This is a genomic window from Pararhizobium sp. LjRoot238 (assembly GCF_964252955.1).
Taxonomy (GTDB): domain Bacteria; phylum Pseudomonadota; class Alphaproteobacteria; order Rhizobiales; family Rhizobiaceae; genus Pararhizobium.
In genome coordinates this window covers 1207531-1220000 of record NZ_CAXUPP020000001.1, presented here as the reverse complement: position 1 = coordinate 1220000, position 12470 = coordinate 1207531, and the positions used below count along the sequence as shown (strand labels likewise).

The 12470-nt window shown below is 56.2% G+C and carries 4 protein-coding genes, 2 tRNA genes, 2 rRNA genes and 3 pseudogenes; 7 read left to right on the top strand and 4 right to left on the bottom strand.

Annotation, left to right across the window (positions count from 1 at the left end; all coding sequences use genetic code 11):
* The first annotated feature begins 16 nt into the window (after positions 1-16).
* The 4 genes from ACSQ3F_RS06125 (at position 17) to ACSQ3F_RS06110 (ending at position 4489) form a co-directional block, all read left to right on the top strand.
* Positions 17-92: transfer RNA gene (locus ACSQ3F_RS06125), tRNA-Ala, on the top strand.
* A gap of 590 nt (positions 93-682) precedes the next feature.
* Positions 683-3635, top strand: a 23S ribosomal RNA gene (locus ACSQ3F_RS06120).
* A 402-nt stretch (positions 3636-4037) separates the two neighbouring features.
* Positions 4038-4152 (top strand): 5S ribosomal RNA (rrf, locus tag ACSQ3F_RS06115).
* A gap of 260 nt (positions 4153-4412) precedes the next feature.
* Positions 4413-4489: transfer RNA gene (locus tag ACSQ3F_RS06110), tRNA-Met, on the top strand.
* Between the two features lie 234 nt (positions 4490-4723).
* Here ACSQ3F_RS06110 and ACSQ3F_RS06105 read toward each other — a convergent pair.
* A pseudogene (locus ACSQ3F_RS06105) lies at positions 4724-4843 on the bottom strand (ATP-binding protein); the annotation flags it as partial.
* Between the two features lie 23 nt (positions 4844-4866).
* Between ACSQ3F_RS06105 and ACSQ3F_RS06100 the strand changes: the two are divergent.
* Entirely contained in the window at positions 4867-5340 is a 474-nt protein-coding gene (locus ACSQ3F_RS06100; RefSeq protein WP_436102053.1) for a DUF5372 family protein, read from the top strand.
* Entirely contained in the window at positions 5334-7439 is a 2106-nt protein-coding gene (locus ACSQ3F_RS06095) for a recombinase family protein (RefSeq protein ID WP_436099403.1), read from the top strand. Before ACSQ3F_RS06100 ends, ACSQ3F_RS06095 begins: the two co-directional genes overlap by 7 nt.
* Here ACSQ3F_RS06095 and istB read toward each other — a convergent pair.
* The 3 genes and pseudogenes from istB to ACSQ3F_RS06080 all read right to left on the bottom strand — a co-directional run.
* Positions 7437-8081: pseudogene (gene istB / locus ACSQ3F_RS06090) on the bottom strand (IS21-like element helper ATPase IstB); the annotation flags it as partial. The gene ACSQ3F_RS06095 and the pseudogene istB sit on opposite strands and share 3 nt — an antisense overlap.
* A pseudogene (gene istA / locus ACSQ3F_RS06085) lies at positions 8014-9580 on the bottom strand (IS21 family transposase). The pseudogenes istB and istA, both read right to left, overlap by 68 nt.
* Before the next feature lie 222 nt (positions 9581-9802).
* Complete coding sequence (locus tag ACSQ3F_RS06080; RefSeq protein ID WP_436099402.1) at positions 9803-10957, bottom strand: ROK family protein; 1155 nt, start codon at positions 10955-10957, stop codon at positions 9803-9805.
* Positions 10958-11164: 207 nt separating this feature from the next.
* On the opposite strand from ACSQ3F_RS06080, the gene ACSQ3F_RS06075 reads away from it, so the two are divergent.
* Positions 11165-12445: an ABC transporter substrate-binding protein gene (locus ACSQ3F_RS06075; RefSeq protein WP_436099401.1), complete on the top strand. Its 1281-nt coding sequence runs from the start codon at positions 11165-11167 to the stop codon at positions 12443-12445.
* The last annotated feature ends 25 nt before the right edge of the window (positions 12446-12470 follow it).

Below are 12470 nucleotides of genomic sequence, written 5' to 3'. Positions count from 1 at the left end.
GAACGCTCAACAAATTGGGGCTGTAGCTCAGCTGGGAGAGCACCTGCTTTGCAAGCAGGGGGTCAGCGGTTCGATCCCGCTCAGCTCCACCATTCATGGTGGAACGAACATCATATCCTAAGAGAGAAAATAAAGTTTGCATCGGCTCGTTCGAGCCTGATGCCTGTTCTGATTACATTGTGAAGAGAAGATATGTCTGGAAGCTTCCAGGTGTTGAGGGTGATCGAAAGATTGCTTTTGATGTCCGAGCCCAGTCTCATCGAAACCATGGATGATCTAGCCGATCGGATATGGTGGAGGGACTGGAGGTAGGGAGGAAGTTTGTTACTCAAGGCATGTTTGTTGTTGGTGATTTGAACCATTGGAACTTCGAGACTTTCGGGTCTTGGGGATTTTGGTGTTTCCGGTCATCTCTGACGGCATGTTGATGGATGTTGCCTGACCGCGCATCCCCGGACAGATCTCGAGAAGCTGGTCTTAAGATACGACCTCGAAGTGCACCGGCGTGCCTTCAGATGAGGATTGTATCGAACACGTCGATGGCATCTGGATTGACTGTGGTTGTAAAAGGTAACCGCAGTTTTGGAGCTGGCCGTATGGCCAGATTTGGAACCCCTTCGAGCGCAAGCGAGAAGGATAGGAATTCCAAATCCAACTAAGGATGAGCATTGGCAATGAGAACGATCAAGTGAAATAAGGGCAATTGGTGGATGCCTTGGCATGCACAGGCGATGAAGGACGTGATACGCTGCGATAAGCCGTGGGGAGCTGCGAATGAGCTTTGATCCATGGATTTCCGAATGGGGAAACCCACCTTAAATGCTTGGGAAATCATTTTGGTTGTCGGACCTTTGGTCCGACGTTACGGCGAACGATCGCCGACGGCCTCTGGCCTTGCGGAGCTGATGCTCCGAATTCTTTTACCTCGATAGTCTCTTGGGAAAGGGATCGAAGCTCTTTGAGCTTCGCAAGCGCAGAGCGCGTCGCCAATCGTTTGGCGTCAAAACCAAAATGGTTTCCAAGCATTGTGATAAGGTATCTTACCTTCGAATACATAGGGGTAAGAAGCGAACGCAGGGAACTGAAACATCTAAGTACCTGCAGGAAAGGACATCAACCGAGACTCCGCAAGTAGTGGCGAGCGAACGCGGACCAGGCCAGTGGCAATGAGGAATAAAGTGGAACGGAATGGAAAGTCCGGCCGTAGCGGGTGATAGCCCCGTACATGTAGAACACTCATTGTCCTTGAGTAAGGCGGGACACGTGAAATCCTGTTTGAAATTGGGGGGACCACCCTCCAAGCCTAAGTACTCGTGCATGACCGATAGCGAACAAGTACCGTGAGGGAAAGGTGAAAAGCACCCCGACAAGGGGAGTGAAATAGAACCTGAAACCGGTTGCCTACAAACAGTCGGAGCCATAATTGGTGACGGCGTACCTTTTGTATAATGGGTCAACGACTTAGTGTGACGAGCAAGCTTAAGCCGATAGGTGAAGGCGCAGCGAAAGCGAGTCTGAACAGGGCGTTCAGTTCGTCGCATTAGACCCGAAACCGAGTGATCTAGCCATGAGCAGGTTGAAGGTTGGGTAACACCAACTGGAGGACCGAACCCGCATCTGTTGCAATAGATTGGGATGACTTGTGGCTAGGGGTGAAAGGCCAATCAAACTCGGAAATAGCTGGTTCTCCGCGAAAACTATTTAGGTAGTGCGTCGACCGAATACCCTCGGGGGTAGAGCACTGGATGGGCTATGGGGACTCACCGTCTTACTGATCCTAACCAAACTCCGAATACCGAGGAGTACTAGTCGGCAGACACACGGCGGGTGCTAACGTCCGTCGTGAAGAGGGCAACAACCCTGACCTCCAGCTAAGGTCCCCAAGTCATGGCTAAGTGGGAAAGGATGTGAGGATCCCAAAACAACCAGGATGTTGGCTTAGAAGCAGCCATCATTTAAAGAAAGCGTAACAGCTCACTGGTCTAAATAAGGGTCTTTGCGCCGAAAATGTAACGGGGCTAAAGCCATGCACCGAAGCTGAGGATACGTAGTGATACGTGTGGTAGCGGAGCGTTCCGTAAGCCTGTGAAGAAAGACCCGTGAGGGCTTTTGGAGGTATCGGAAGTGCGAATGTTGACATGAGTAACGATAAAGGGAGTGAGAGACTCCCTCGCCGAAAGACCAAGGGTTCCTGCTTAAAGTTAATCTGAGCAGGGTTAGCCGGCCCCTAAGATGAGGCAGAAATGCGTAGTCGATGGGAACCACGTTAATATTCGTGGGCCTGGTGGTAGTGACGGATTGCACAAGTTGTTCAACCTTATTGGATTGGTTGGGCAGCGGAGCGGTTCCAGGAAATAGCTCCACCGTATAGACCGTACCCGAAACCGACACAGGTGGTCAGGTAGAGTATACCAAGGCGCTTGAGAGAACTATGCTGAAGGAACTCGGCAAATTGCACGCGTAACTTCGGAAGAAGCGTGACCCCACTGCACGCAAGTGTGTTGGGGTGGCACAGACCAGGGGGTAGCGACTGTTTATCAAAAACACAGGGCTCTGCGAAGTTGCAAAACGACGTATAGGGTCTGACGCCTGCCCGGTGCTGGAAGGTTAAGAGGAGAGGTGCAAGCTTTGAATCGAAGCCCCAGTAAACGGCGGCCGTAACTATAACGGTCCTAAGGTAGCGAAATTCCTTGTCGGGTAAGTTCCGACCTGCACGAATGGCGTAACGACTTCCCCGCTGTCTCCAGCATAGACTCAGTGAAATTGAATTCCCCGTGAAGATGCGGGGTTCCTGCGGTCAGACGGAAAGACCCCGTGCACCTTTACTATAGCTTTACACTGGCATTCGTGTCGGCATGTGTAGGATAGGTGGTAGGCTTTGAAGCGGGGACGCCAGTTCTCGTGGAGCCATCCTTGAAATACCACCCTTATCGTCATGGATGTCTAACCGCGGTCCGTTATCCGGATCCGGGACAGTGTATGGTGGGTAGTTTGACTGGGGCGGTCGCCTCCGAAAGAGTAACGGAGGCGCGCGATGGTGGGCTCAGACCGGTCGGAAATCGGTCGTCGAGTGCAATGGCATAAGCCCGCCTGACTGCGAGACTGACAAGTCGAGCAGAGACGAAAGTCGGTCATAGTGATCCGGTGGTCCCGTGTGGAAGGGCCATCGCTCAACGGATAAAAGGTACGCCGGGGATAACAGGCTGATGACCCCCAAGAGTCCATATCGACGGGGTTGTTTGGCACCTCGATGTCGGCTCATCGCATCCTGGGGCTGGAGCAGGTCCCAAGGGTTTGGCTGTTCGCCAATTAAAGCGGTACGTGAGCTGGGTTCAGAACGTCGTGAGACAGTTCGGTCCCTATCTGCCGTGGGTGTAGGAATATTGACAGGATCTGTCCCTAGTACGAGAGGACCGGGATGGACATATCTCTGGTGGACCTGTTGTGGCGCCAGCCGCATAGCAGGGTAGCTATATATGGAATGGATAACCGCTGAAGGCATCTAAGCGGGAAACCAACCTGAAAACGAGTATTCCCTTGAGAACCGTGGAAGACTACCACGTTGATAGGCCGGGTGTGGAAGCGCAGCAATGTGTGAAGCTTACCGGTACTAATCGTTCGATTGGCTTGATTGTTCTCATTGCTACTGCTCATCGAAGCGCCTTAGGCGCTTCAATGATCCCAAGCTGTTTTGTCCTGACGGTCGTGATCTTCAATCACTGCGCTCCGGACGGGCCGCGTCACGAGACGCGACGGCCCTTGGCCTTGCGGAGCTCTGCTCCGGATGTGCCAAAAGCAGCTTAGAAAAGACGTGTTCAAAACAAATGAAGTCTCAGACTTCAACCAGCTTCTCATTTTTGGTTTTACCCGCATCTGCGGTGTGAAACTTGGTTTGCCAGATGGAGCCTCCTTACGGAGGGTGCAGTATGGCCGGCGCAGGTCCCCTTCGAGCGGAAGCGAGAAGGATAGGGCATCTGCGCCAAGCAAAAACCAAGATTTACACCTGCACTGCAGGTGTAAATCTTGCCCTTAGTTGACCTGGTGGTTATTGCGGGGTGGCTGCACCCGTTCCCATTCCGAACACGGCCGTGAAACGCCCCAGCGCCGATGGTACTCCGTCTTAAGACGCGGGAGAGTAGGTCGCTGCCAGGTCTATTAAAGGCAAGAAAACAAACCAAATCATGCGCCAGAAGGCCAAAGCCTTCGGATAAGCTGCATGATCAACAAAAACCATCTTCTCGACACGCCTTCCGGCTCAGCCAAACAACCGGGCCGCCCTCAAGCGGCCTTTTTGCTTCGCTAATATACACGCCGGATAACAGACAAAAGGGCTGCCAACACAGCCCAAGCGCATACCGCCATTCGGCTAAAGCCGAAGGCGGAGATATTTTGCTAAAGCAAAAATCGGATAACGCGGGGTGGAGCAGCCCGGTAGCTCGTCAGGCTCATAACCTGAAGGCCGCAGGTTCAAATCCTGCCCCCGCAACCAACGATAATTGCAAACTCCGCCACCCAAGCCGGTTCGACGCCAACTCCTCCAGATAGCTCTGGTGGAGTTCTTTTTGTTTGGTCTCCGGGTCGAGTGGCTGTCAATCGGCTCGGAATGTTGACCCCCTATCGGCGTCCAATCTTCACCCCCTGTAGTCGATTAGCGCTTGGCCTGCCCGGCGCTGGCCGGGGTTGCATAGGGTAGGCCAAGTGCGGGTGATGGTGCTCTTCGGCTTTAGCTTTGAGAGCGGTTCTTGAAGCGCCAGGATTCGTTTCCGGTCTCGACGATCTCGCAATGATGGGTCAGGCGGTCGAGGAGCGCCGTCGTCATCTTGGCATCACCGATCATCGCAGAATGCCCCACTTCTTGATGGGCATATATCTCATGTCACGATTACAAACCCTCGTCACGGTCTTTACGGGCAGCGTTTTGAGCTGGTTTCGCTTGAGACGACCCGCGGTCGCGACTTCATCGTTGTTAAGCTGCGAAACGGGCGCCATCGATCAATCCGCCGCAATCAAACCGATCTTTCTGTGCCTCTGGTGGAGGCCCGCGAGCGCTCAATATCGATCCCTCGTATCGACGTTGCCACCTTGCTCACATTGATGCGCCATTTGCGCCGCACCTTGGCCCTTTCTACGCCCGAGGTGATTCGCGATGACACGACAGCAGTCGAGAATGTCTTGTGTAGCGTCCCGAGTACCCCTGCAGCAGTCCAGCATGAAGAATTTGCCGCGGCCCTGGCAAAGCCTTTCGGAGGAAAGAAAGGCGCAGATCGCCAAGGTGATTGCCGAGCTTTTATGGCGGAAGCGGCCGGCGAACAGACTGGCGGAGACGAACCATCATGCTGAGCAGAGTCGATAGCGACGATGGCCGCCTTTCGACTGCACACCGCAGCAAGACGGCCTATATCTATATTCGACAATCTTCTGCCGGGCAGGTTCGCCATCATCAGGAGAGCACCCAACTTCAGTATCGGCTTGTGGACCGAGCTGTTGCTCTCGGCTGGCCCCACGAACGGATATGCGTCATTGACGATGATCTCGGTAAATCAGGATCCGGCAGCGCTGAACGGTTTGGCTTCCAGAAGCTGATTGCCGAGATCGGCCTAGGCCAGGCTGGCATGGTCGTCAGTTTTGATGCGTCTCGTCTGGCTCGTAACAATCGGGACTGGCATCAGTTACTTGACCTTTGCGCGATGTTTGGCGTGATCATCGCTGACGGCGAACGCCTCTACGATCCTTGCGCCTATCATGACCGGCTGCTCCTCGGCCTGTCGGGGATCATGAGTGAGGCGGAATTGCATCAGATCAGGCAACGCCTCCATCGTGGCGAACGCCAGAAGGCGGCGCGTGGGGAACTGAAGATCCCCCTGCCGGCCGGCCTTGCACGTGATATCAGTGGGACGATCACCCTTAATCCTGACGAGGAGGTTCAGGCTAGGCTTGCTCTCGTCTTTGCCAAATTCCGCGAATTGGGGACCGCCCGCGCCGTCATGCGCTATCTCAGGGCGAAAGAATTACCTCTACCAATGCGGCCTTTGCGGGGACCGGAACCCCACGGCGTTGTCTGGCGTGAAGCTAACAGCCCTCGCGTGCTCGGAATTCTTCATAATCCTGCCTATGCCGGCGCTTATGTTTATGGCCGGCGGCGTCTGGAAAGCGGGCGAATTCGTCAAGGCGTTCACTGTTGTAAGTCACGCAAGGTTTCCATTGAAGACTGGGAAGTTTGCCTGCAAGCGGCTCATCCCGGTTACATAGGCTGGGAGGAATTCATGGAAAACCAGAACCGACTGGCCGACAATGTCAACCACTACGACGCCGGCCATACGGGAGCGCCGCGTAAGGGAGCCGCGCTTTTGCAAGGGATCGCCGTGTGCGGTCGATGCGGGCGACGGATGAGCATCCGTTATACCGGACCCGATGCGTCTTATCCCGTTTACACATGCCGCGCCGATCGCGATCAAGATGCCGGCCCACTTTGCCAGGAGGTCCGTGCCCTGCCGGTCGATGCAACAGTGGAGCAGGTTTTGCTTGATGCCCTGTCTCCCGACAGCATCGCGATTGCGGTCGCCGCCCTTGACCATTTGCAAGCCGAGACACATCAGCTTGAGCGCCAGTGGTCGCTTCGGCGAGAGCGTGCTCGCTATGAGGCTGAACGAGCCCGACGTCAATACGACGCGGTCGAACCAGAGAACCGTCTGGTGGCTCGTTCGCTGGAGCGGGTCTGGGAGGACAAGTTGCGAGCGCTTGAGGATGTCGAGCGCGAATACGAACGGTGGCGAGACAACGAACCGCTGGTTCTCAATGAGCAAGATCTGCAGGCGCTCCAGTTGATGGGACAGGACTTGCCCCGTCTCTGGCATGCACCGACAACGACCGGACCGGAGCGCAAAACAATCCTGCGTCTCGTCATCAGGCAGGTGATCATTGATCAGAAGCGCCTGCAGGGGCAGGTCTGGTTCAAAATCATCTGGCAAAGCGAAGCGATAACAGAACATCAGTTGCAGCGGCGCGTACGTGGCTATGCCGATTACGCCGACGAGGAGAAACTGCGCCTTCGCGTCACGGCCCTCAACGCCGATGGAAAGATGGACAAGGAAATCGCTGACATGCTGAACGCAGAAGGCTTTATCAGCGCCCACGGACATACGTTCACTAGCGGCAACATTCATGAGTTAAGAAAGCGATGGGCGATCCAAACTGTCAAAATCAACGGAACCGGCTTCAATCCGCGCCAGTGGCCGGATTGCTCCTATTCTGTGCAAGGAGCAGCGGAACGCCTCGGAATTACCTCGCAAACGGTCTTCAAGTACCTGGCCAGAGGCCTCATCAGCGGCAAACAATTGGTCAAGGGACAACCGTGGCAGATCACCTTGTCCGACGAGCAAATCTCCAACCTTCGCATGCAACTTCAACGCAATAGACGATCAAGGAAAACGGCATCATGACATCTTCGCTTCGCCGAACACTGACGGCCATTCACCGAAGGCGAGGTTCGTCGTGACGATGATCGAGGTGCGCTCGTAGAGCCTGCTGATCAGGTGGAACAGGAGTTGGCCTCCGGCCTGGGCGAAGGGCAGATAGCCGAGTTCATCGAGGATGATGAAGTCAAGGCGATTGAGATAGTCCGCCGTTCGTCCCTGCTTTCCGCTGCGCGTTTCCGTTTCCAGGCGGTTGACCAGATCGACGACATTGAAGAAGCGGCCGCGTGTTCCGTTGCGGATGAGAGCACGGGCAATCGCAATGGCCAGGTGGCTCTTACCTGTTCCAGTGCCGCCGACGAGAACGACATTGCGCTGATCAGCGACGAAGGTGCCGGTAGCCAGCTCCCGCACCAGGGATTCATTCACAGGTGTATCGGTGAAGTCGAAGTCATCAATGTCCTTGGCAAGCGGCAGCTTGGCGATGCTGAGCTGGTAGCGAATGGAGCGTGCCTGCTTCTCGGCGATCTCCGACTGCAGGAGGTCACCGACGATGCGCGGCGGTTCGTGTTGCCGTTTGATGCCATTGCCCATGACCTCGTCATAAGCGCTGCGCATTCCATAGAGCTTCAGCGTGCTCATCAGTTCGAGAACCTGTGTGCGTTCCATCAGCTTGCCCTCCTGAGCCTGTCATAGCGGGCGCAGTCGGCGACCGGCTCATGGGTCAATCGAAGCGCATCCGGGGTTTGAAGAGTTGCCGCTGGAGCCGGATCACGACTGCGGGCCAGAATGTTGATGATCACCGAAGCCGAGCAGACGCCGTGATCCAGCGCCTCTTGGCAGGCAGCATCGACAGCCACCAGACCATCGGTCGGAACGCATGCAAGGATGGTGACCATTTGCCGATCGCCATCATGGACGCCCTTCAATCGCTTGCGGACCTTCTCCATCGCCGCTGGCAACGCCCAGTCCCTGAACGGTGCACCGTTACGAAGAGCACCGGGTTTACGAGCCAGAACAGGCACATAATGCCAAGGATTGTAGGCGGTCTCGCCCCGGCCAAAGCAACGCTGATGCTCTCCGACATTCACCCCGTCCTGCCGGATGACGATCCGGTCGGCATAGGCATGAACCTCGACAGGGCGGCCGACCGCCGTTGAGAGGACGGAGTATTTGTTGTTATCGAAACGGACCGTGCAGGTCTTCGACACCGAGGCCGGGACGCTGTGGAAGCCGTCGAACGGCCCGACGTAATGCACGAGGCTGCCGCGTTCCTCCTCGAACACCTGCCAGATCATTTGCTCTGTCTGCTCGGGATGGCGGTGTGCCTTGGCGTAAGCGATGCATTTGTCGAGCAGCCAAACATTCAGCTCATCCAGGCTTTTGACCCGGAGGCGCGGTGTGAAGAAGCGCTCTCGAACCAGGCCGACCTGGTTCTCGACCTGTCCCTTCTCCCATCCGGATGCAGGCGTGCAGGCAACAGGCTGGACGAGATAGTGGCTGCACATCTGCAGGAAACGACGGTTATATTGCCGCTCCTTTCCGACGAACACAGTCTCGACCGCCGTCTTCATGTTGTCGTAGATGCCGCGCGTGCAGGTGCCTCGGAAAAAGTCGAAGGCCTTGTCGTGCGCATCGAACACCATCTCCTGGCTCTCACGCATATAGGCTCGTGCAAACATCATCCGGCTGTGGCAGAGCCGGACATGCGCGACCTTCACAGTCGTCGTCACCCCGTTGATCAGAATGATCTCGTGACTCCAGTCGAACTGGTAGGCCTCGCCTGGCGCGTAATAGAGCGGAATATAGGCCTCGGCCGTGACAGCTCCCCGGCTCTTCGACCAGCCTTTTGCATAGCGCCGGATCGCATCGTAGCTGCCGTCGTAACCAAGACCCCGAAGCTCCTCGTAAATCCGGATCAGAGTCAGTTGCTCCCGAGATGGCTTGCCCTCGTTGGCCGCCAGAAAGCGTTCGATCTCAGCCTTCCAGATGCCGGTCTTCGGTAATGGTTGCCGTTCTCGCTCATAGGAGAAGTCGGTCTCATTGGACCGCAATATCTTGCGGACCGTGTTGCGCGACACATGCAGTTCCCGGACGATCTTCTTCACCGACCAGCCCTGCACATGGAAGGCTCGACGAACACGCGCAATCGTATCCACTCGCTTCAACTCCCCCTCCATCCGTCGTCAAAAAACGGATGGTCAGACGAAACATGAAGGGGGTCAAAATTGGACGCCGATCACCCCGCTAGAGGGGTCAATATTCCACGCCGAAACACAAGTGGCCGAGTTCGCCGGCTTCCAGCTTCTCCGCTTCTCCAGATACTCGTTGTGCGTAAGCGTCCGGTCGAAGCTTCCTGCGCCGCGATCGAAAACGGCAGATCAGCTTGCTCAGCTACTTGGGGAGCGTTCGAAATCGAATATGCTCTGGGTTGCAAGGGCGGCAGCGCCTCTTGCCCAGGAACTGGGCACCCAGTCCGGCAGGAGTTCAGGTCTCGCAAAAAACACAAACTCCTCCATGGTCTTCCGTATCGGCGCAAGAAGAGCCTCACCGAACTCCACGGCCTCGCCGCCAACAACGATTATCTCCGGGTCGAACAGATTGACCACCTCCGCAAGGTGCCGTCCGATCCTGGACCCGGCATCTTTCAATATCGAGATTGCCGGCTCCCGGCCCGCGGCGACGGCGCCAACAAACTCGGCCCGCGTTACCGGCTTGCCGATCCGGCGCTGCCATTCGTCCAGCATGAATGGTTCTGCGGCGTGCGCCATAAGGCATCCGTGTCGCCCGCATTCGCAGAGATACCCATCCGGCACTGAGATGCTGTGTCCCATCTTGCCAGCTGCCCCGCGGCTGCCATGATAAATCTCGCCGTTGATCACGAGCGAGCACCCAATACCGGCGCCAATCGCTAGTGCCGCGAAGTTACGATGTTGGCGACCTGCACCGAATAGCTTCTGCGCCACGGCAAAGGCGTTGACATCGTCGTCGATCCATACAGGAACATCGACGCGCTCGGCCACAAGCGATGCGAATGCCAGGTTCTGCCATCCGAATCGCGGGCTCTGCAGACAAATCCCGTTCGAAGCGTCTATTTCGCCAGGGATCGATACGCCAAGCCCCATGACCGCACTCTGCGAGCGACCGGATTGCGCGAGAAGTCTCGGAATCGTCGCGGCGATCACTTCGATTACGGCCTCGGGGCTGGTATCTGCCACCTCCGCTTCCATCAGAGCTAGTGGTGTTGTCGCAAGGTCGGTCAATACGCAGTCTATGCTGTGCCGGTTGAGTTTGAAACCTACGGCCAAGTGCGCGTCATAGTTAATATCAACTGGCACTGGACGGCGTCCGGTGGCTCCCGCAATGGCCTCGCGCTCGACGACCAGGGCTTCGTCCATGAGTTCGGCAACAACGAAGGTCACGGCAGCCGGACTGAGGCCAGTGATCAAGGCCATTTCTGCGCGCGAAATTGGCCCACGGTCACGCAACAGTTTCAAGAGCAACCGCCGATTCAAGGCGCGTGACGTACTGGAGTTTCCTCTCACATTATCCTCATTAGTTTAATTAGTAAATTAATTATTGTTGTATTCTCAAAACTAGGCTAAGTTAAGATCGTTGGCAATTGAGGAGAGTCTGGCGAGACGAAATTATTTAGGCGTTTCGTCAGATTGATAACAAACGTTTTCGCAGCTGAGGAAGTTCGAGCGGCTTTCGCTCGAACATAGGGAAGCTGTGTCTTGGGAGGAGAGAAAATGGCTTTGAAAGACATATCGTCGCTGGTGTCCGGCATCGCCGCATCACGCCGCCAGTTCATGATCGCTGGCGGCACGATGCTGGCCGGCGTGGCGCTGGGTTGCCCGGCCGTGGCGCTGGGCAAGGAAGTGACAATTATTTCCAACATCGGCAACGCCGCTCAACGCGATGTGCTGCAGCGCTTGGCCAGCGAGTTTGAGAAGGCGAGCGGGGTCAAGGTCACTATCAACAACATGGATCACGAGGCTCACAAGACCGCGATCCGCAGCTATCTCGTCGTCGGTGCGCCAGACCTTTGCTTCTGGTTCTCCGGCAATCGCATGAAAGCCTTCGTCAAGCGCGATCTGTTCGACGACATTTCCGACCTCTTCGAGCGCGAGAACTATAAGAGCGTCCTCGGCCCCGCGGCCGGTGCTGTAACTGTAGACGGAAAGCAATACGGGCTGCCGCTTGGCGGCCTGCTCTGGGGTCTGTTCTATCGCAAGGACGTTTTTGCAGAGAAGGGCTGGACCGCGCCATCGACGATCGAGGATCTTCTCTCCCTTGGGGAGAAGGCCAAATCGGCGGGCATGATCCTGGTGAGTATGGGCACCAAAGAGATGTGGCCCGCCGCCGGCTGGTTCGATCACATGAATCTGCGCATAAACGGCCTCGACAAGCATATAGCGCTCATGGACGGGAAGATGTCCTATACGGATGCCGCGCTGACGCCCGTGTTCGACAAGTGGGAAGAACTGGTCAAGGCCGATCTGTTTAGTCCGAATCATACGTCTTCTGGCTGGGAGCAGGCCGCCGCGGCGCTCGCGCAGAAGAAGGCCGCGATGATGGATCTGGCCGGTTTCATCAAATACGGCTTCCCCGAACATCAGCAGGATCAGATCGCCTTCTCTCCGTTCCCGGAAATCACGAAGGGCATGGCGCGCTATGAAGACTTCGCGCTGAACTCGATCCACGTTCCGAAGAACGCCAAGAACAAGGAAGGCGCGCGCGAATTCCTGGCCTATTTCTATCAGCCTGAGAACCTTTCTGCCTTCCTGGAGACGGAGAGCGCCGTGCCGCCGCGCAGCGACTGCCCGCCGAGCAAGGATCCGCTGATTAACGCCGCGGTCGAGTCGCTCAAAACCGTCGCAGGTTCGGCACAATATTACGACCGCGATACCGATCCGGACATGGCGCAGGAAGGCTTGAAGGGCTTCCAGGAATTCATGGCCAAACCCGAGCGGCGCGACCAGATTCTCGAGCACCTCGAAGCCACGCGCAAGCGCATCTTCAAAGCTTGAAGCATTGGTAACGGTCGCGTCAACC

Coding starts and splice junctions, on each gene's coding strand:
- ACSQ3F_RS06095 (WP_436099403.1), top strand. CDS start 5,334: ATGCTGAGCAGAGTCGATAGCGACGATGGCCGCCTTTCGACTGCACAC.
- ACSQ3F_RS06075 (WP_436099401.1), top strand. CDS start 11,165: ATGGCTTTGAAAGACATATCGTCGCTGGTGTCCGGCATCGCCGCATCA.